This window comes from Geothrix fermentans DSM 14018 (genome assembly GCF_000428885.1).
GTDB lineage: Bacteria > Acidobacteriota > Holophagae > Holophagales > Holophagaceae > Geothrix > Geothrix fermentans.
Genome location: NZ_AUAU01000006.1, coordinates 135,419 through 155,743 on the forward strand (window position 1 = coordinate 135,419; position 20,325 = coordinate 155,743).

The 20,325-nt window shown below is 61.6% G+C and carries 14 protein-coding genes and 1 tRNA gene; 3 read left to right on the top strand and 12 right to left on the bottom strand.

Annotated features, from left to right (window positions below):
- Nucleotides 1-103: 103 nt before the first annotated feature.
- The 5 genes from ric to ispG all read right to left on the bottom strand — a co-directional run bounded on the left by ric (nt 104) and on the right by ispG (nt 6,272).
- Complete coding sequence (gene ric, locus G398_RS0101610) at nt 104-820, bottom strand: iron-sulfur cluster repair di-iron protein (protein ID WP_026852292.1); 717 nt, start codon at nt 818-820, stop codon at nt 104-106.
- A gap of 139 nt (nt 821-959) precedes the next feature.
- Nucleotides 960-3,416, bottom strand: a complete 2,457-nt coding sequence (locus G398_RS0101615) for an SIS domain-containing protein (RefSeq protein ID WP_157492239.1) — start codon at nt 3,414-3,416, stop codon at nt 960-962.
- A gap of 133 nt (nt 3,417-3,549) precedes the next feature.
- Entirely contained in the window at nt 3,550-4,581 is a 1,032-nt protein-coding gene (locus G398_RS0101620; RefSeq protein WP_157492240.1) for a hypothetical protein, read from the bottom strand.
- Between the two features lie 289 nt (nt 4,582-4,870).
- Nucleotides 4,871-5,095, bottom strand: coding sequence for a membrane protein insertion efficiency factor YidD (yidD, locus tag G398_RS0101625; protein WP_052571140.1), 225 nt, complete (start codon nt 5,093-5,095; stop codon nt 4,871-4,873).
- A 70-nt stretch (nt 5,096-5,165) separates the two neighbouring features.
- Nucleotides 5,166-6,272 carry a flavodoxin-dependent (E)-4-hydroxy-3-methylbut-2-enyl-diphosphate synthase gene (ispG, locus tag G398_RS0101630; protein ID WP_026852296.1) on the bottom strand — a complete coding sequence of 369 codons (1,107 nt, stop codon included), beginning with the start codon at nt 6,270-6,272 and terminating at the stop codon, nt 5,166-5,168.
- 162 nt (nt 6,273-6,434) lie between these two features.
- Between ispG and G398_RS0101635 the strand changes: the two genes are divergently transcribed.
- Together G398_RS0101635 and G398_RS0101640 are read left to right on the top strand one after the other, a co-directional pair.
- Entirely contained in the window at nt 6,435-6,770 is a 336-nt protein-coding gene (locus G398_RS0101635) for an STAS domain-containing protein (RefSeq protein WP_026852297.1), read from the top strand.
- Nucleotides 6,771-6,774: 4 nt separating this feature from the next.
- On the top strand, nt 6,775-9,825 hold the full coding sequence (locus tag G398_RS0101640; protein ID WP_026852298.1) for a BamA/OMP85 family outer membrane protein: 3,051 nt from the start codon (nt 6,775-6,777) through the stop codon (nt 9,823-9,825).
- Between the two features lie 518 nt (nt 9,826-10,343).
- Here the strand turns inward: G398_RS0101640 and G398_RS21800 are convergent.
- Entirely contained in the window at nt 10,344-12,650 is a 2,307-nt protein-coding gene (locus G398_RS21800) for a YecA family protein (RefSeq protein ID WP_281173045.1), read from the bottom strand.
- 349 nt (nt 12,651-12,999) lie between these two features.
- On the opposite strand from G398_RS21800, the gene G398_RS15430 reads away from it, so the two are divergent.
- Nucleotides 13,000-14,706 (top strand): hypothetical protein, encoded by a 1,707-nt coding sequence (locus tag G398_RS15430; protein ID WP_043483092.1) that lies wholly within the window; start codon nt 13,000-13,002, stop codon nt 14,704-14,706.
- Nucleotides 14,707-15,380: 674 nt separating this feature from the next.
- Here G398_RS15430 and G398_RS0101645 read toward each other — a convergent pair.
- The 6 genes from G398_RS0101645 to G398_RS15445 all read right to left on the bottom strand — a co-directional run bounded on the left by G398_RS0101645 (nt 15,381) and on the right by G398_RS15445 (nt 20,299).
- Nucleotides 15,381-15,455 (bottom strand) — tRNA-Val (locus tag G398_RS0101645).
- Nucleotides 15,456-15,515: 60 nt separating this feature from the next.
- On the bottom strand, nt 15,516-15,674 hold the full coding sequence (locus tag G398_RS20580; protein WP_157492241.1) for a hypothetical protein: 159 nt from the start codon (nt 15,672-15,674) through the stop codon (nt 15,516-15,518).
- 295 nt (nt 15,675-15,969) lie between these two features.
- The gene (glmS, locus tag G398_RS0101660) at nt 15,970-17,802 is read right to left on the bottom strand and encodes a glutamine--fructose-6-phosphate transaminase (isomerizing) (protein ID WP_026852299.1); all 1,833 of its coding nucleotides are present in this window, start codon (nt 17,800-17,802) and stop codon (nt 15,970-15,972) included.
- A gap of 125 nt (nt 17,803-17,927) precedes the next feature.
- A complete protein-coding gene (locus G398_RS15435; RefSeq protein WP_052571126.1) occupies nt 17,928-18,839 on the bottom strand; it encodes a FliA/WhiG family RNA polymerase sigma factor in 912 nt (303 codons plus the stop codon).
- A gap of 8 nt (nt 18,840-18,847) precedes the next feature.
- Nucleotides 18,848-19,717, bottom strand: coding sequence for a MinD/ParA family protein (locus G398_RS15440; protein WP_052571127.1), 870 nt, complete (start codon nt 19,715-19,717; stop codon nt 18,848-18,850).
- 186 nt (nt 19,718-19,903) lie between these two features.
- The gene (locus G398_RS15445) at nt 19,904-20,299 is read right to left on the bottom strand and encodes a YraN family protein (RefSeq protein ID WP_052571130.1); all 396 of its coding nucleotides are present in this window, start codon (nt 20,297-20,299) and stop codon (nt 19,904-19,906) included.
- Nucleotides 20,300-20,325 lie beyond the last annotated feature (26 nt).

Genomic DNA, 20,325 nt, shown 5'->3' on the forward strand with positions numbered 1-20,325 from the left:
TCCGCAGGGTGGCGGTGCGCAAAACGCAGGGGGTCTGTGGCCAAGCATAGCCCAGGCCCCCTTGCGCGCACGCCCCTCCCCCCCGGTTACCGGGGTTCCGGCGTCAGGCCTGGGCGACAGCCTCCATGGCCAGGGCCCGGGGATGGAGGATCTGGTTCTCCAGGTAGATGTGCAGGTGCAGGTCCTGCTCCAGGGTCTCGAAGCCGTCATAGAGGGCCCGGAAGGTGTTGCAGCCGTCCGGCGGCACGGTGTAGGCCCCCGTGAGGGCCCGCAGCTCGACCAGCAGGGCGCCCACGGCCTCGTGCTCCATCTCCATGACGCGGATGGGGCTCTGCACGCTGCCGAAGCAGGAGGAGCCGGACTGGCCCGCCTCCATCTGGCGGATGTAGGGGAAGAGGATCTGCTCTTCCTTCATCATGTGGGGCATGAGGTCCGCGACCAGGGCCTGGAAGATCTCGTTCACGCGGGCCTGCTCGGGATGCCGCTCGCCGTGGGCCCGGAGCACCTTGCCCATGAGCATGTCCAGGCGGGGCAGTTCCTCGCGCAGGTAGTCGTGGTGCTTGGCCACGATGTGCTGGGTGAGGTCCGCCAGGGTGGCCTGGGTCCAGTCCCGGGGGGAGGGGATGCCGGCGGCGAAGGGCTCCAGGGTCTCCAGTCCCTTCAGGACCGCCTCCGGGGCCTGGTTCGCCACCTGGCAGGCCTCGCCCAGGCTGCGGTGGCCACCGCAGCAGTAGTCGATGCCCAGGCGCTCGAAGTAGCGCATGGTCTCGGGGCGCTCCAGCACCAGCTCGCCCACCTTGGTGTTCAGTTCCACGTTCATGCCGGCTCCTCGGCGGGGTCCATCCCCTGGCACTCAAGATGAGGCCTTCCACCCGTGAGGATAATCACATCTTGACTAAAAAGGTCAAATTTTCTTAAATAACTCGAACGTCCCATTCAAAGTGTTGATTGTATTTTATTTAATCAACAGTGATGGACTTCGACACGTTCTTGGGGGCGTCGGGATGGACGCCATGGTCGGCCACGGCCAGGCGGTCCAGGTACTCCATCTTCAACACGGACATGCGGAAGGCCAGGCGCTGGAGGACCACGGAGGCGGCGAAGACGAACAGGTTGGCGTCGCCGCAGGGTGGCACCTCGAGGTACTTGGACCAGTAGCGGTCCTGGCCCATGGGTTTTCCGGCCACGGCCAGGGCCAGCTCGGGGTTCTTCTCGGCGATGAGGAGGATGTCCGCGCCGCGGATCTTGTGGGTGTGGATCTGGCTGATGGTGATGCGCACGTCCCGCTCCTCGGCGGGGCACACGAAGAGCAGGGGGTAGTTCGAGAACCGCGTCTCCACCAGCTCCGGCCAGGCCTGGAGGGCTTCGATGCCCCCGGCGAAGGGCCGGCCGTCCCGGTGCTGCTCGTAGACCTCCAGCAGGCCGGCGAGATCCTGGATGGAGAACAGCGTGTTCTTCCCCAGGATGGTGTTGGGCCCGTGCTTGAACTCGGCGGCGTCGTAGCCCTCGGCGTGGTTCAGCACCACCTCGCGGATCTTCAGCGCGCCCTCCCGGGCCAGGCCGATGAGGCCCGTGCCCAGGATGTGGAGGGACGGTTCCAGGTAGAGGCGCTTCGCGGCCTCCTCCACATCGGTCTCGCAGCGGCGCAGGGTCTCGGCGATGAGCTCCTTGGCCCGCTCAAGGTTCGCGGCGATCTTGCGCTCCGTGAGCGAGAAGGAGGCCGCCAGCACGTAGAGGATGGCCACCTGGTTGAGGAAGCTCTTGGTGGCGGCCACGGCGATCTCGGGACCGCAGAGGATGGGCAGGTAGAACTCGGAGAGCTCCTGGGGGATGCGGCTGTTCTCGTTGTTCACCAGCGCGATGCGGCGCAGGGCCGGGACGCGGGCCCGCACATCCTGGAAGATGTCCACCAGATCCTTGGTCTCGCCGGACTGTGTGATGCCGAGGAGCAGGTCGTGAGGCTGGAGGGCGTTCAGGTACATGGACCGGAACTGCCCCGGGTTGCAGGGGAAGACGCCCACCCCAGCCAGACCGTTGAAGAATGTGGCCGCCACCAGGGCCGCGTGGTACGAGGTGCCCGAGGCCACCAGGAAGACGCGGCCGCCCTCCTTCTGGGACTCGCGGATGGCCTGCACCAGGTCCTGGAGGTGCCGCGTGACCCGGCGGCGCTTCTTCCAGACGAAGAGGAGGTCGAAGAGGGCCAGGGCCTGGGAGGCCGAAGGCTCCAGGCGCCCCAGGTCCGCCAGCAGCTGGCGTTCGTCCGAGACCGGCTGGCCGTGGGCGCGCAGTACGTCCGCGTGAGGCTCCACGCGGGCGGCCAGCTCTCGGTGGACGGGGTCCGCCAGCAGGCCTCCGAAGGCCTTCCGCAGGGCCGCCTCCCCCGGGACCTCGTACAGGGCCAGGACCTTGGCCACCAGGGCCTTGCAGAGGTCCTGGCGATCCTCGAAGGCGGCGAAGAGGCCCTCGGTCCCCGCATCGCGGAAGTAGTAGCGCAGCACCTCGTCCAGGTTGTCCGGCGCCGAGGCGATCTCCTGCTCCATGAAGTAGCGGTAGGGCGCCCGCAGCCCCGTGTCGCGCACGTTCAGCTTGGAGCGCTTGGGCCGCGGAACGGAGAAGGCGAGCGACTCTCCGAGGGTGAAGACCAGGTACTCCCGTTCCGTGAACCAGATGCCCTCGCCCTCCGAGAGCGGAATGAGCATGCGGGTTTTGGAGAGCACCGAGGTGAGGTCGCTGGAGACCACCACGAAGTCGCCGTGGGCGTCGCTTCCGATTCCCGCGTATAGCGAGGATCCCGACTTCACCGCCACCACGCCGGGCACCTTGGGATCGGCGAAGGCGGCGGCGTAGGAGCCCTCGGCTTTCGCGTCGGCCTTGCGGGCGGCGTCGATCAGCAGGAAGGCGCCCTCGGGGATGGCGCCCGCAAGTCCGGCGGCGGTATGGGCCGTGTGGCAGGCGGCCAGGGTCGGTCCGGGATCCGCCAGGTTGGCGGCGTAGGCGTCCTCGGTGAGGTGGGTGATCATCTCGCCGTCGTTGTCGGACTTCACGCTGTGGCCCTGGGCCGTGAGCGCGGGCTTGAGCGCGTCCGTGTTGGAGATGTTGCCGTTGTGGGCGCCCACCATCTCGACCTTGCAGCGCACGTGGTGGGGCTGGCTGTTCACGTCCGTCACTGCGCCGTAGGTGGCCCAGCGCACCTGGCCGATGAAGCGCTGGCCGGGCTGCCGGTCGATGCCCAGCTCCGGCACCACGCGGCTGGGGGCGCCGACTTTCTTGAGGAGCGTGATGGCGCCGTCATTGCCGATGAAGGAGGCGCCGGTGGAGTCGTAGCCCCGGTATTCCAGCCGCTTCAGCAGCTCCCCGGCCTCATGGCCCATGGCGGCGACTTCAGTGGCATAGCAGAGCGAGACGATTCCACACACGGGGCGACTCCAGCAGACAGGTCCAAACGACCATCTTGGTGGGTTTCAGGGGCGTGTTCAAACCTGGGAAGAGCTAAAAGATCAACGCCAAGACGCGAAGACGCCAAGAAAGGCTTCCAATCATCTCTTGTCCTTAGGGCTGCCCGAGCGCGCGAAACCGTCGCCTCAACATCTTCGTGTTTTCATCGGTGTGCGCCTGCTCGTACTGCCTGTACTCCGTGAAGGTCATTTTCAGGAGGGACTTGCTCCATTCCTTGTTCTCCACATGCAACCGGTACCACTGGTAGTCGGCCTCATCCCGGATCCAATCCGGAACTGGAGAAGTGCCAAGGTAATCGGCCATCGGGATGCCCCGAATGATGTAGCCATCGACCATTCCTCCGAAGGCATGCGCAAGTTGGGACAGTGGGGAAGTGGATGGACCTCGAACCTGTTCGAAGGGGGTTCCAACCACGTCGAACCCAATGTCACGTCGATAGGTCAACATCAAGCGGTCGAGGAGTCCGCCAAAGGGGAACACCTCGCGCCTGGTGGCTGAATCATAGAAGGGCGCGTGAAGAGACACGATCCACATTCGCTCCTTGAAGGGAGAGCGGTAGATCATGTTTCCCATCCTCGGGAGAGGCCTGTCGGTACCCACCCAATACTCCGTGTGCTTTGTGGTGGCGTGGGCAATGCCGCAATGGACGAGCGCGGGGAGATTCTTCGCGAGAATCTGGCGCTCCAGCACCATGGCCATGCATTCGTCGTAATGATCGGCCTTCTCCAATTCGCGAGTGCGGGCGGACTCGTCGCCGTAATTGACGATCGACCAGTCGATGGCGGGCGCCAGCCCGATCAACCTGAAGGCCCCGCGGGAGGCTGCATGTTCCTTGTTGGATCGCCAGACGGTCTCAAGGATGTCGAAGTATTCTTTGTTGTTCCATATCGGGTTGTCTCGCATGAAAAAGCGAAGCGCCTTGGCCCGATCGAAGGTCGGTTGGGTGACCAGGCGATTTGCCTCTTCGGTCGCTTCAACGGTAAGGAATTCGGTGGCTAGGTAACGCACATCAGTACGCGTGTGTAGCTCTGGAATCAAGTCCAGCACAAGCTGGGCGTCATGGCGGATTCGATGAAACTCTCCGAGAACGACCCATCGTTTTCCCTGGTTGAAGGTGTCAACCACGTAATCCACGGGATTCTTAGGGTGAGACTGCCAATGCGCCAGGAGGGCGGTTGGCATCGGGGGAACAGGGCATTGATTCGCCTGCGCTGCGAGTGATGGGGAAAGGAACAGCGATAGAACGAAGGTCCTGAGGACACTCATTCCCATAAGCCACCTCGGGATTCGGTCCTCATAGGCTATGCGGGCAGGGAAGGTTCTGCGCTGTGGTTGTGATCGAATTCCGCTTAAGGAGGCCATGACTTCGTGGCCTGTTGATCCTTTATTCGTGTTCTTCGTGGAGATCTTTGATTCAGGGTACCGGATCGATGCCCCCGTCCGTCAGGGGCGAGCACCGGATCAGGCGCCAGGTGGTGAGCAGGCCGCCCCGGAGGGTGCCGTATTTCTGGATGCAGCCCAGGCCGTAGTGGCTGCAGGTGGGCGTGAACTTGCACTGGGTGGGCAGGTGGCTGGACAGCGTGGCCTGGTAGGCACGGATGGCGCCCCGGCAGGCCCAGGCCGTGGGCTGGAAGCGCACGGGCAGGAGGGCCTCCAGCACCAGGTAGAGCCCCAGGGCCGGCAGGGGATGGGCCGCCAGCCAGTCCAACCTAGGCCTTCGCGGCATCCGCTTCGGCCTTCACCTTGCGGGCCTCCTCCAGGAAGGCGGGGACGAGGTCCTCCTCCTTCACCTTCCGGATGAGCTCGCCCTTGCGGTAGATGAGGCCCTCGCCCGCGCCGCCGGCCACGCCGAGGTCGGCGTCCTTGGCCTCGCCGGGCCCGTTCACGACGCAGCCCATGACCGCGTAGGTGATGTTCTCGTGGTTGATGGCCTTGAGGCCCTCCTCGATCTCGTTCGCCACGCGGTTGAGGTCGATCTGGACGCGGCCGCAACTGGGGCAGCTCACCATGCGGAAGCCGCCGGTGCGCAGGCCCAGGGAGCGCAGCAACTCGTGGCCCACGCGGCACTCGTCCTCGCCGTCGCCGGTGAGCGACACGCGGATGGTGTCGCCCAGGCCCTCGGCCAGCAGGATGCCCATCCCCACGCTGGAGCGGATGGTGCCACCGAAGGGCGTGCCGGCCTCGGTGATGCCCAGGTGGAAGGGGTAGTCCACCTGCTTCGCCAACAGGCGATAGGCCTGCACGGTGCGGATGACGTCGCTGGCCTTGAGGCTGATCTTGATGTCGCGGAAGCCCTCGCGCTCCAGCACCTCGATGTGGCGCAGGGCGCTCTCCACCATGGCCTCGGGCGTGGCGGTGCCGAACTTCTCCAGCAGATCTTTTTCGAGGCTGCCGCCGTTCACGCCGATGCGGATGGGGATGCCCTTCGATCCGGCCTTGTCCACCACGGCCTTCACGCGGTCCTGGCCGCCGATGTTGCCGGGGTTGATGCGCAGGCAGGCGGCCCCGCCGTCCGCGGCCACCAGGGCCAGGCGGTAGTCGAAGTGGATGTCCGCCACCACGGGGATGGGGCTGCGGTCGCAGATCTCGTGGAAGACTTCGCCGGCCTTCTTGGTGGGCACGCTGACGCGCACGATCTCGCAGCCCGCGGTGGCGTAGTTGTAGATCTGCTGAACCGTGGCCTCCACATCCCGGGTGTCCGTCTTGGTCATGCTCTGGACGGTGATGGGGGCGTCGCCGCCCACCGGGACCTTGCCCACCAGGATCTGGCGGGTCTTCCGGCGGGGGGCGAGGGGCTGGAGTTCCTGGTCGGACATGGGGCCTCGGGCTTCAAAGATTCCAGTGTACCCACCTATGAATCGGCCCGGGGACCGCAGGTTTTTCTTGGAGGGGACCCCCATGTCGGAGGATTCCAGGCAGCGGTGGGTTGCGCGGGGCCTTGGCAGCCTTGCTACACTGGCCGCTCACCCGAGGTCCCCATGATCATGAACACGCGCAACCACAACGACGTGCTGATCCTCTACCCGGAAGGGAAGATCACCCTGGGCGACGGCGACCAGGAGCTGGGCGAGGCGGTCCGCACCTCGCTCTCCAACGGGGCCCGCAAGATCGTGATCAACTTCAGCAAGGTGAGCTACCTGGATTCCTCAGGCGTGGGCGAGCTGGTGGGCTGCTACACCTCCATCAAGGGCAAGGGCGGCGAGCTGCGCATCTGCGGCATGAGCAGCAAGATCTTCAGCCTCATCAAGATGACCAGCCTGCACTCCGTCTTCGAAGTGAAGGACACCGAGGAAGAGGCCCTCGCGGGCTTCTAGGGCGGTGCGTCGCCGCGCCGCCTGCGGACTCAGCCTCCTGGCCCTGGTTTCCGCCGCGGGCCAGGAGGCTGTGTCGGCCCGGCCCGTGACGGCCATCCGGGTCGAGGGGGGCGATGAGAATGACCGGCGCTTCGCCCTGGCGGCCCTGGGCCTGAAGGTGGGCCAGGGCGTGGATGCGGCGGGCTTCCAGCAGGCCCTGGCCGCGGTGCGGCTGGTGGACCGCTACCGGTTCGTGGAGGGCACCCTCGGGGCCGACGGCGTGGTCCTGCTGCGCCTGGATCCCCTGCTCCCCGTGGCCGCCTGGCGCTGGGAGGGAGATCCCCTGCCTGCGGATCTACGCAAGACCCTGCTGCCGGAGCTCCGGAAGGGCCAGCGTCTGGGGCCCCAGCACCTGGCCCTCCTGGAGCGCAGTGCCGAGCAGCGCCTGCGGGAGGCCGGCTACCGCCAGGCCGATGTGAAGGCCACCGTAGAGGAGGGAGGACGCCTGCTGCGGCTGGCCCTCGCCCTCGGCGCGCCCCGGCTCGTCCGGGAGGTGCGTCTGGAGGGAGACCCGGCGCCCTACACGCGCGAGTCCCTGCTGAAGGTCGCCCGCATCACGCCGGGGCGCACCCACTGGACCCCGGCGGTCCAGCGGGAGGCTCAGCGCCGCCTGCGCGCGCGCCTCGTGAAGGACCGGCGTCTGGAGGGCTCCATCCGCCTCGCCCCCGCGGACGGTGAGGGCGGCACCCTGCTTTTGGAGATCCGGCCCGGGCCGAAGGTCACGCTGAAGTCCAAGGGCATGGACCTGCTGGGCCCGCTGTGGGGCCGACCGCGGCTCTCCGAGCTCGTGCCCCTGGCCCGGGCGGAGCGCTATGCGCCGAGCCTGCTGGACGAGGGCGACGGCCGCATCTCCGCCTACTACCGCGACCAGGGCTTCCCCGAGGTGAAGGTCACCCACGAGCGCGTCGTGACCGCAGGCACCGCCGAGCGGCCCGAGGCCGTGACCATCACCTACACGGTGGTCCGGGGCCCCCGCCGGGTGCTGGGCACGGTGCGCTTCGAGGGGAACCGCGAGCTGTCGGACGACGAACTCGCCAGGGCCGCGAGCCTCCCGAAGCGGTTCCTGTTCCTTCCGCCCCACGCCAAGGCCGAAGCCATGAAGGCCCTGGAGGACCGCGTCACGGCCCACTACCTCCAACGGGGCTTCCCGGAGGTGCGGGTGCGCCGCCGGGCGGAAAGCGGCCCTGGCGGCGCGGTGGACGTGCGCTTCGTCATCCGCGAGGGGCAGCGCCGCTTCCTGGATGCCCTGGTGCTGGAGCTGCCGCCGGACCCCGCCTTCCCCAGGGACCGCCTGGCCCGGAGCCTGCTGCTGGCCCTGGCGGACCGCCCCGTGGCCGTGCGCGGCACGCCGCGCTACCGCTCGGACCGCCGCCACCTCCAGGGTTTCGAGGGCACCCTCGAGACCACACCGGAGGGGGCGCGCCTGACCTTCACGCCCGCTCTGCCGCTGGTCCGCAACGACCTGGCCCTGGTGGTCTCGGACCTGCGCCAGCGGCTCTCCTCGGTGGGATCCGCCAATCCCCAGGTGAAGCTCACCTTCGAGGACGACGAGACCCGGCCCATCGTGCGCATCCAGGTACCCCCGCAGCCCCTGGACCGCACCCGGCGCCTGGTGGTGCAGGGCAGCGACCGGACCCGCGCCGAGGCCGTGCTCCGGGAGGCGGGCCTCGCCGCGGACATTCCGCTCGATCCCGCGAAGCTGGATGAGAGCCAGGTCCAGCTCGGCGGCCTCGGCGCCTTCCAGCGGGTGGACCTGCTGACCATGAAGGACCTTCCCGGCCAGGAGAAGGAGCCCTGGCAGCGCGGCGACCTGGCCCTGCGCCTGCAGGAGCGCAGCCCCTGGGTGTTCACGGAATCCTTCGGCTACGACAAGACCCAGGGCTACCACTTCGGCCTGAACGCCCAGCGCCTGAACGTGGGCGGCATGGGCCGGACCGTGGACTTCGGCCTGCGGGCGGGGGACCAGACCCTGGACATCCCGGCCCTGCGCAAGGCCTTCCCCACAGGCGACATCAAGCGCTCCGTGGACAGCTACAGCATCGGCTACACGGATCCCTGGTTCCTCCCCGGCTCGCTGGACACGCTGCTGGCCCGCCGGACGCGCTTCCACATGGAGGGCGCCTACATCGAGGAGGCCCAGGCGGCCTTCTTCGCCCGCCGGCGGCGTTTCACCCCGAGCCTGGAGTGGAAGATCAGCTCCGTGCAGTCCGTCCAGTTCGGCTACCGCTTCGAGCGGGTGGAGGTGGCCTCCAACACCGACAGCGATGGCAAGCCGCTCCTGGCGGACCAGGACCTCTTCCTGCTGGCGCGCACGCCGGCCCGGAGCATCATTTCCGCCCCCTACCTCCAGGTGGTGGTGGACCGCCGGGACCGGCCCTACGACCCCACCCAGGGCACCTTCTTCCTGGGCCGGCTGGAACTGGCGAACCAGCTCTTCGGCACCTCCACCAACAGCAGCTACGTGAAGCTGGACCTGCGCCACCAGTGGAACTGGCCCGTGGGCTTCCACGCGGAGAACGGCGTCGTCATGGCCAGCGTCCGCCTCGGCCTGGCCCGCCCCACGGCCGCCTCCGCCGAGGACCTGCCCCTCTCCGAGCGCTTCTTTGGCGGCGGATCCTTCACCGTGCGCGGCGTAGAGCCGGACCTCCTGGGCGATGTCCAGCGCACGGACTCTCTGGGCAACAAACTCGCGCAGCCCATCCCCTTGGGCGGCCAGGCCCTGGTGGTCATGAACCTGGAATACCGCTTCCCCCTGTTCGGCATGCAGAGCGTGTGGGCCGAGGTGTTCGTGGACACCGGCCAGGTCTACCGGAGCCTCAACCCCGACAAGGGGGTGGAGACTCCCTTCCCGCCCCTTCGCACCACTCTGGGCGCTGGCCTCATCCTCAGGCTCGGCTTCCCCCTCAAGATCGAGTACGCCGCCGACTGGAAGCGCATCATGGGCCGCCCCCGCACCCAGGACGAGCGCGACACCCAGCTCAAGAGCCTGCTGATCTCGGCGGGATTCCAGTTCTGACCGGCCGCCAGCGGACTCCAGCGAGGGGTCCCGTCATCGGGCCGTCCGATCGGGGCCTGAATAGAGGCTCCCGGGACAGTAGGGGGCGCTCCCGGAGGTGGCCTCTACCGTTCGGAGTGCGAAATCGACCGTTCGCCGGTTTTTTCGCACTCCGAGTCAGTTCTGGAGTCTATTTGGTGACCTTCGCTCCGGGTCTCCCACCCCCCCCCTGGACGGGTCTGGGAAATCCGTTGTTGCAGCCGCCATCGCGGAAGGGTTGCAGCCATGGCGGTTTCCCCCAGGCAACCCGGCTATCGGAGGACGCCATGCTGAGTTCGAGATTCGACCCCGTGTGTCATCTGAGATCCAAGGGTACGAAGAATGCACACTGAGTGCTCTACCCATTCCTAGTGAGGATGTTCCTAAAATGCCGGAGCACATGAAAATCAACATCCAACAATATTTTGAGGCAGATGACTCCAGTGGCTTCTGAAAGTGACTTAGAATCTAATGAATTACGGGGAGGGTTACATTTTAGCCTAAAGGCAACATTTTTTGTATTTTAGGCCACTTCCACAGGGGCAGGGATCATTTCTTGGTATTTTCCCTCGTTTATAATCTTCTTTGCCCTTTATCAACCTTTTTAAAGAAAGGCGATTACTCGATTCCTTGTAATACTCGATTTCAGTTGGTTGGAGTTGGTCACGTCGGTAGATTGTATCGTCAAGAGAGAGGATCCTACCGCCTGCGTCACTTATAATGTGGACCGCAATTCGATATGGCTTCGAAGTAATAAGCATAGCAGATATAGTCTGTTTTCTGATCTCAGAATCACTCCAATGAAAATGTGGAGTTGAAACAAAGATGGTCACAGGTGGATCTGTGCGAAATGAAACCGATTTAGGTTTTTTAGAAACAATAGATGGACTCGATAATTCTTCAATTATTCGTATAAGCTCTATTTGTAATTGTGGGTGGAGACTTAATAAAATGCTTGACAAATGACATTGAGATGGGTTTTTGTTGTTTTCGAGTAATGTGACTAATTTAGAAATACCATTATGGATACTTGTTTTCGGGATTGGAAAGCTTTCATCTAACAATTTATTATAAAAATATTCATCTATTGTTTGTGAGTACCCCTCAGAATAAAGCCCAGTGTGTTGGCCGATTGGAGTGTTGGCTAATTGGGTGTAGTCACCAACTTTAAAATACATTCCGACATGATCCACTTCGTCCGCCATCTTGAATGTTTTATTGATTATTGCTTTGGTCCTAATTTCAATGAAGTGTAAAAATTGATGTGGGGAAGTGAATAAATCTTTAAATACCATTAAATCTGATATTGCAAGCGACCAAAATGGGATTCCTGTGGATTGAGTTTCATTGATATTATACGCTTCTATATTGGATGCAATATGCGTAAAATGATCCAGGGTGATGCCTATAGAGGATTTAATGCGAAATTTATCTAATGAAATTTCGAAACATTTGACTTTCTCCCCGTTCGCATCCTCTGAGTATAGGGGAACCGTTGGGGCAGTACTTAAATATTCAAATAGGCGTTTTGCCTGATTATATGGCTTCTGGATCAACGCAGTGATCGAATTCAAGTGCGCTTCGAAATCACTCGCTGGGGATGAATATGTAAATGCGCCAGCTTTTACCTCGATCACAAATAAATGATCATCATAAATGACAATACCATCCGTTTCGCACCAATTTTTACTCGGGGATGCAGTAGGAGGCCATTGATAGTGAATAGATTTTAAAATGGTGGCACCCGGAAGAAGGCTTTTGAAAAGATTAAGTGGAAACTCTTCCGTGACTTCCTTCTGGCGGTCTGCCCAAATTTGCTTATAGCTTGGTTTTAATTCAATTATTTTTTTTTGGATTAATCTATAAATTGATTCAACCAGCCAATCTCCGTCATGGCAATAGAAGTGGCCATTGATTTTAAGGAAAGGGCGTTGTTTGACAGGTAGAATTCGGAGGGGCCATCCCTTGTATAGACCCTCGGCAAGGAAGTCTGCATTCTCGCCCTGGCTCCAACTGAATGCTTCGAGCATGCTAGGTGGAATATTAGTGATTTTTTGGATATCAAATAGCGCATCTCCGAAGAATTTTTCAAAGGCTGAATTTAATTTATCTCTTAATCCAAGGCTATCTATTTTTTTATTAATATACACTTGAAGTTCATCTTCGGTTATGATATAAGAAGGAATCTCGGCTGTTGATTGTGTCTGAATTTCTCTAATTTCTATGGCAGCATTAATGAGTCCAGATCTTAGAGATATAAGAATGGATTCAATTTGCTTTGATATATCATTTGAATCTAAATTCCACAATTCCTTTAACACACTATCGTGAGGCCTCAAGATTGTTTCAAGAAATGGCTTATGATGAACTGAAAAACGAGAGTTTCGCACTCTGATCCAATACATTTGAGACAGCACATAAAGCTCTTCATAGCTTTTATCGAGTGAAGAATCATCAGTTTCAAGATTTCTCTTGGCCGTGCTAGCCATTTGAAAATCTAGGGCTGATTTTTGATATATTTGTTTGATAGTATTTCTAATCGCTTCAAAATCATCAGGGCTGATGTCGCGATATTGCAATACCTCGGGGCCTGAAGATGCGATTACCGATTGAATGTATTCGAGTGTATAAATATAACTAGAATCATCATTTGACCATTCATATTCAGAGACTTTCCCGAGGGCCTTTGAGGCAAAGGCGCCAAACGCATAGCGTAATAACTCTAATGGTTCATATTGATTGATTGAGTCAACTGCAGAGTGAACTAATGCATCTATTTCCGAAATGATTTTGGGGTACTCGGTCACTAAATGTTCCATGTATAGTTTGTGTTGATCAGCGTTCATATTATTGTTCATTACGGTTAACTTCCCAAACCTAACCATTTGGATGGGACCACGAGTTACTACCTCGTCTGGTTTCAGTCGACCTTGTTTTTTTAAACGGTTATTTTTGCCCATTTTGTTGATCCTATTGATTGGTGCGAGAGCGGACACTAGATTTGTGCCATCATTTTTACGCAAGCCTGTCCATATCGCTTGTATTTTTTATTGAATAATCAAATATTACAAATCAAAAATCGTACGACTATGCAATAGGCTTACACAGATTCTACGGTCTTGGGATCGGCGATCAATGCTTCAAGGGGAGGGCGTCTTGCCTAGCTATGAGCACAAGAAGATCATTGAGCATCTGAGACGATTAGATCAACTTCCGCCAGATCCCAATGAATTCTCTCGTTGGATCGAGGCCGGAGATCATCTTGAGTTCTTGCTTCGGAATGCCGCCTCAGATGAAATAGTGATCTACGCGAGTAGTGAATACAGTTTTATACATGCTGCCATTATTCCCAATGGGCAGCTCGCGGCACTGGGTCAAGAAGAATTATTGCATTGGGATGGAACACCCTTCACCCCGATTGCAAGCTATGTATGGGGAGGGGGTGGTAACGACGTTTGGTTGGAACGTCGCATGGACGCGATTGAACGAGATCCAATGAATTGTGTAACTCAATTGGTTTTCCGGCGGACCTTCGAAGGTTGGGCTGGTGTCGATCGGAACTATTTAGAGATAAATCAGGAGTATACTCACTTAACAGGCATTCATTGGAGGCCAGAGGAGCGTGCCTATTGTAATTTCGATGACTGTGGTGATCTTTCGCATGTTGTTTCAATCACGGACGGTTCTAGTGATAGAGGTGGCATTGTATGCGCATCATTCACATGGGGACCTCTTGAAGAGTACTTGGCGGCCAGCGATTCGGCGCTGATCCGTAGATTCGATTTCACTCTTCTTAGAAGAGACTGTTTTACTTCGTGGCCTGACGGCCCCGAGAAGGTAATCAATAAATTCACTCCAATTGTATGCAGGCAAAAAGTGGTTCCCGGAATCGCCGCCTATACCACAGGTATACAGCTCATAACTCCCCGACGTCCAAAGCGATTGGTTTTTGAAGGACTCCGTGATGACAGGCGAGATAAAAAATATGTCGAATTCATAGCGTATGACTGGCGAAATCTTCAAATCACTATTATATCAACAAATCCAAGTAATACAACAAACTATTTCGAGGCTCAGAATAATTCACTTCCTTTCGAACTGTCCCCGGCATTTTTCAAACCCGAGGTAATTCTTAAATATAAAACAGATAAGGAAAAATATTCCGTTGGTGAACGCGATATAACATGCCGTGCAGCATGGCATTTGAAGGCATATGACGTCAACGAGGCGGGTCAAGTTTTTGCCTATATTTGCTATTTGCGCAATTTACCTTACTCTGAGCAACTTCACTGGCAATCGTACAACGAGAAACCTAAAGTAGGGATTTCTGAACGAGCCTTTATAAATGATTTCAAAGGAAAATTCACAACATACAGAGATCCATTGGAAGCCATAATTTCGACTCTTCGGTCTTGGCAAGATGGTTGTTCGCCGTGGTGGACAATTCGTGACGAGAGGCTGTACGAGCGAATAAGCACCCCATTGACTAATAGCAAGGATGAATGGGGAGAGGCCTTCATGGATCTCGCAAAATTGGTTATCGAGGGGTTCGAAGTTGTCAAAATTAGAGAAAAGCTCGGCAATCTTGGTATTGCTTATTCTAATAAGGATGCGGATAAAACGATTACTTTGTTGGAATCAGCCATAAACGGGATTAACAAGGAAGCGGCAGCCAGGACCTTGATCGGGTTGCGTACAACACAACGTATTCGTAGTAAAATCAAGGGCCATGTATCAGGCCGAGAGGCTAACGCCTTGGTGGCTGAAGTAATCCAAGAACATGAAAATTTTGCAAATCATTTCAGATTTGTTTGCACACTGGTTGCTGACGAACTTAAAGTCATCGCAGATACGTTTGCTTGAGCGTTAAAAAAGAAAATAAATTTTTCTAATTGCCTAAATAAAACCTGCCTTCTTCAACATGTTCCTTGTGATGTCGCCAACGATTGTTTGTTTTGCAATATCTCTTGAACTGGAATAGTGCTTTTACCCTTTACCCCATTGGCCAGAACGGTATGAACGAGGATGGGTACGCCGCTGCTACATATGGCGCCCCCCCCCCCCCCGATAGAACCTTGATCAAGAGGACTTCGACTAGCCGTGGCCTCAGTAAGCCGTCCTTTAAAAGACCCCCAGGAAGAGAGGTGGCCAATTAAGCCGCAGGAACGCTCCCTACGCTGACTAAATCATTCGATGTTTCTGTCTGAGGGCTTGGTTAGCTGTCGAACGATCCCTATGTCGATTTCAAATTTGGAATCCGCTCCCATTCGCCGAAGCCCGTGGATGTGTTTTTGACTTCATTTTGGCTCGAAGGTCATACAGAAGAAAGCCAGGATCAGTAGATCCTGGCTTTCTTGGGGTATGTGGTTGGCGCGGGCGGTCTCGAACCATGCGTCCGGCTGGGCACGGGCCCTGATCGCTTCCGGCGCTCCACTGGAGCGCCTCCAGCGGGGCCCTACCTGCCCGCCGGACTTTCTCGGCGGTCCGAGACCGCCCGATTGGGGTACATGGGAAGGCCGCCTTTCGGCGGCCTGTCTTGGTTGGCGCGGGCGGTCTCGAACCGCCGACCCCTACCGTGTCAAGGTAGTGCTCTACCCCTGAGCTACGCGCCAGCGCGAAGCTCCATGGTAGCGGAACGGGGGCGGTTGTCGAGCCTCCAGGCGGGGTGGGGGTCAGCGGTTCCAGTACCAGAGCAGCATGGCGGCGAGGGTGCCGAGGGTCACCAGGGCCCATTCGCCGGCGTAGGGATGGTCCAGCGCAAACCGGGCCAGGGGGGCTTCGGGGTGGAAGTGGGGATGACCATGAGGATGGGGATGGGCGCGGAGGGTCATGGGGACCTCCAATCCTGGGGACCACGGTCCATGCCAAACATGGGTCGTGCGGCCCGCCGGCGCCATCACGACCGGCCCGGCCGCGCGGTCAATGGTGCGTGGCGGGCCAGAAGAGCCAGGCGAACAGGGCCCCGGCCAGGATCAGCAGCCAGTCCAGCGAGGGATCGTGCGCGAAGTCGTGGCGGCGGAGGAAGTGGGCGGCCATGGCTGCCTCCATCCGGGGGACACCCGTCCACCATGAAGGTGGGGCCGGGCCCCGGCGGGCGCCGTGACTTTCCTGGAACTTCGGCTCCGGCTACTCGACGGTGACGCTCTTCGCGAGGTTCCGCGGCTGGTCCACGTCGCAGCCGCGCAGGACGGCGATGTGGTAGGCCAGCAGTTGCAGCGGCACGGCGTAGACGATGGGGGCCAGCCAGGGGTGGACGGCGGGCAGCTCCAGCACGTCCTCGGCGATGCCCTTGAGTCCCGTGTCCCCTTCGGTGACCAGGGCCAGGATGCGGCCGTCGCGGGCGGCGGCCTCCTGGAGGTTGCTGAGGGTCTTCTCTCGGTGGGCGTCCTTCGGCATGAGGGCCACCACGGGCAGGCTCTTGTCGATGAGGGCGATGGGGCCGTGCTTCATTTCGCCGGCGGGGTAGCCCTCGGCGTGGATGTACGAGATCTCCTTGAGCTTGAGGGCGCCCTCCAGGGCGATCGGGTAGCAGGGGCCCCGGCCCAGGTAGAGGAAGTCCTGGGCCTCCTTCCAGCGCTGGGCCCACTGGATGATCCGGGGCTCCAGGCCGTTGAGGCGCTCCAGGTGGGCCGGCAGCTCCCGCAGGCCCTGGAGCAGCTCGGCCTTGAGGGTGGGATCCACGGTGCCCTTGGCCTCGCCCAGCTTGAGGGCCAGCAGGGTGAGCACCGCCAGCTGGGTGGTGAAGGCCTTGGTGGAGGCCACGCCGATCTCGGGGCCGGCGTGGGTGAGGATGGTGGCCTCGGCCTGGCGGGTGGCGGTGGAGCCCATGACGTTGCAGACCGCCAGGGTGCGGGCGCCGCGGGCGGCGGCCTCCTTCATGGCCGCCAGGGTGTCCGCCGTCTCGCCGCTCTGGGTGATGCCGATGAGGAGGGTGCCGGGCTGGATGACCGGCTCCCGGTAGCGGTACTCGCTGGCGTAGTCGACTTCGACGGCCACGCGGCTGAGCTGCTCGATGAGGAACTTGCCCACGAGCCCCGAGTGCCAGCTGGTGCCGCAGGCCACGATGTGGATGCGGTTCAGGCCCGCCAGGTCCTGGTCGGTGAAGGGGAGGTCCAGGGGGATGGGCTCGGCATCCAGCGGCAGCCGGTTCAGCAGGGTGTTCGAGAGCGCCTGGGGCTGCTCGAAGATCTCCTTCTGCATGAAGTGCTTGTAGCCGCCCTTCTCGGCGGCGATGGGATCGTAGGGGATGGTGTGGATGGGCCGCTGCACCTCGCTGCCATCCAGGCGGAAGATGCGGGCGCCGTCCCGGGTCAGCTCCACCAGGTCGCCATCCTCCAGGAAGACCACGCGGCGGGTGTGGGGCAGGAGGGGCACCACGTCGGAGGCCAGGAAGGTCTCCCCCTCGCCCAGGCCCAGCACCAGCGGGGGCCCGCTGCGGGCCGCCAGGATGCGGTCCTTGTCCCCGGCCTGGAGGCAGGCCAGGGCGTAGATGCCCTCCATGCGGCCCACGGCCTCCCGGAAAGCCTCCGGGAAGGAGCGGCCCCGCTTCATGAGGTGGGACACCATCACGGGGAAGCACTCGGTGTCCGTCTCGGACCGGAAGGTCTCGCCCGCGGCCTTCAGCTCGGCGCGCAGCTCCAGGAAGTTCTCGAAGATGCCGTTGTGGACGGCCACCACCTGGCCGTCGCCGCTGCGGTGGGGGTGGGCGTTCTCCTCCGTGGGCCGGCCGTGGGTGGCCCAGCGGGTGTGGCCGATGCCCAGGGGTGCGGCGTCCGCCAGGTCCACCTTGCCCGCCAGGTTCGCCAGCTTGCCCGAGGCGCGGATGATGCGGAACCCGTCGGCGGGATCCGACAGGGCCACGCCGGCGCTGTCGTAGCCGCGGTATTCCAGGCTCCTCAGGCCGTTCACCAGGATGCCCGCGGCACCTTGCTGCCCGATGTATCCGACGATTCCGCACATGGGGGACTCCGATCCGATCACCTCGACCATAGCCTGCGGGGGGCGGGCCTCCAATGTGGCGGGAGGCACACGCCCTGCGGTTCCGGGAGGACCACAGGTGTGGCGCCGGTGCCGCGTCCGGGCCCTCAGCCCCGGATCTGCTGCTCCAGGAGCTTGCTCCGGAGCTGCAGCATGGCCTTGGTGTGCAGCTGCGAGACGCGGGATTCCGTGATGTTCAGGAGGATCCCGATCTCCTTCATGGTCAGCTCGTCGAAGTAGTAGAGCTGGACCACGAACTTCTCCTTCTTGGGCCGGCCCTCCACGGCCGTCCGCAGGATCTCCTTGATCTCCGCGGTCTGGAAGATCTGGTGGGGGTCCTCGGCGTCCGGGTCCGGGACGAAGCTGATGAGGCTCTCGCCCTCGCCGTCTTCGCCCGCCTCCATGAACGTGCCGAGGGTGACGCCCTTGAGCTCGTCGAGGTTCCGGTGGAGCTCGTCCAGGGGGATGCCCAGGTGGCGGGCCACCTCCTCGTCCGTGGCCGCCCGGCCCTTCTGCTGCTCGATGAGGTGGTAGGCGTTCTCGATGTCCTTCTTCTTGCGCCGCAGGCTGCGGGGCACCCAGTCCAGGTCCCGCAGGCCGTCCAGGATGGCGCCCTTGATGCGCAGCTCCGCGTAGGTCTTGAACTTGATGTTGCGGGTGGGCTCGAACTTCTCGATGGCGTCCATCAGGCCCAGGATGCCGCTGTTGATGAGGTCGTCCAGCTCCACGTGGGCCGGCAGGCGCGCGGCGATGCGGTGGGCCACGAACTTCACCAGGGGCACGTAGTCCTTGATGATCTGCTCGCGGTTCTCCCGGTCGAAGGGCTCCGCCGGCTCGCCATCCGCATCGGAGTCTGTCCCGGCGTCCGCCTCCGCGGTGGCCTCGGCCCGCTCCCGCTCGCTCGCCGCCAGGAGGACCGCCCAGGGCCGGAGGGCCGCCGGGGCCGCCGCCACCGTCTGTGCCAGCACCTCGTCCAGCGACGGGCCGGGACCATCAGGCTGATCAGGATGGGAGACCATGCGGATTCCTAGGGGGCATCACCGGGTGCGGGCACCTTCCAGAATGAAGCAAAGTCATCGTATCGCAAGGATCCTTGGCCCAGTAGTTGCTTGACGGCAGCCCCGAGGGCCCGGGCCGCGGGGCTGCCGGGGTAGAGGTCCACCACCCCCCGCTGCTGGCGCACGGCCTGGAGGACGTGGGGATCGTGGGGGACCATGCCCAGCACCTGGAGCCGCTTGCCCAGGAACCGTTCCGTGGCCTCCTGGAGCTGATCGATGGTCTCCCGGCACTCCTCGGCGCTCTGGCCGTTGTTCACCAGCAGCCACACTGGCTTCGAGGGCTCCCGCAGGTGCAGCACCTTCACCATCGCGTAGGCGTCCACCAGGCTCGTGGGCTCGGGCGTGGCCACCAGCAGGACCTCCTGGGCCGCCAGGAGGAGCTTGAGGACCGATTCGTGGATGCCCGCCGCCGTGTCGATCAGGAGCCAATCCACCGTCTCCGCCACCCGCTGGAGGCCCTGGACCAGACGCAGCTCCGTCAGGGTGTCCAGGCGGGTCAGTTCCTGGATGCCGCTGCTGGCGGGCAGAATTTGCACCCCCATGGGGCCCTCCAGCAGGATCTCCTCGAGCACCTTCTCCCCGCGCAACACGTGCTCCAACGTGTACTTCGGTGAGAGGCCCAGGAGGATGTCCAGGTTGGAGAGGCCGAAGTTGGCATCCATGACCACCACCCGCTGGCCCTGGCTGGCCAGGGTCATGGCGAGCCCGGCGGTGACGTTGCTCTTGCCCACGCCCCCCTTGCCGGAGGTGATGGCCACCACCCGGGCGGCGAAGAGCGGCGCCCCGGCGCCCCGGCCCAGGGGAAGGGTGCGCAGGCGCGAGGCCGGCTGGCCGTTCATGTGGCCCCCAGGGCGTGGTCGACAGCCCGGTCCGGCCGGCCCACCCGGTGGGCCTGCGAAGGGAGGAGACAGTCCTGGAAGGTCAACATACCGACACCCGATGGGTGTGGGGGCGAGGGGTGTGCCAAAGATGGCTATCAGCTATCAGCTGTCAGCTGTCGGCTGTCGGCTGTCGGCTATCAGCGGTCAGCTCTCGGTGGTCGGGGAGTGGATCTTCAGGGCATCCCAGCGCTCGGGGGGGTGGAAGCGGCACCGGAGGCCGGCCCAGCTCACGCGCTGGAAGCTCACCGCCCCGGGCCAGGGCACCCGGTCCAGCCAGGTCCGGAGGGCCCGCTGGAGGCGGAGGCGCTGCTCAGGCTCCAGGGCCGTGTCGCCGCCCACCCAGGCCCCGGCACGGCGGGCCTTCACCTCCAGGAGCCGCAGCTCCGGTCCCCGGCTCAGGAGGAGGTCCAGCTCGTAGCGGCCCAGCTTCTGCCGCCAGGCCACCAGGTCCCAGCCCCGGGCCCAGAGCAGCCAGAGCGTCAGCCGCTCGGCGCGCAGGCCCAGGCGGCGGGCCGCCTCACCGCGCCTAGGACCGGGCATGTAGGTGCACCATCTGAAACGAAACT

Excerpts from the sequence above, each read along its gene's own strand:
- G398_RS15445 (WP_052571130.1), bottom strand. The coding sequence starts at position 20,299 with ATGCCCGGTCCTAGGCGCGGTGAGGCGGCCCGCCGCCTGGGCCTGCGC.
- ric (WP_026852292.1), bottom strand. The coding sequence starts at position 820 with ATGAACGTGGAACTGAACACCAAGGTGGGCGAGCTGGTGCTGGAGCGC.
- G398_RS15435 (WP_052571126.1), bottom strand. The coding sequence starts at position 18,839 with ATGGTCTCCCATCCTGATCAGCCTGATGGTCCCGGCCCGTCGCTGGAC.
- G398_RS15440 (WP_052571127.1), bottom strand. The coding sequence starts at position 19,717 with ATGAACGGCCAGCCGGCCTCGCGCCTGCGCACCCTTCCCCTGGGCCGG.
- glmS (WP_026852299.1), bottom strand. The coding sequence starts at position 17,802 with ATGTGCGGAATCGTCGGATACATCGGGCAGCAAGGTGCCGCGGGCATC.
- ispG (WP_026852296.1), bottom strand. The coding sequence starts at position 6,272 with ATGTCCGACCAGGAACTCCAGCCCCTCGCCCCCCGCCGGAAGACCCGC.
- G398_RS0101635 (WP_026852297.1), top strand. The coding sequence starts at position 6,435 with ATGATCATGAACACGCGCAACCACAACGACGTGCTGATCCTCTACCCG.
- G398_RS20580 (WP_157492241.1), bottom strand. The coding sequence starts at position 15,674 with ATGACCCTCCGCGCCCATCCCCATCCTCATGGTCATCCCCACTTCCAC.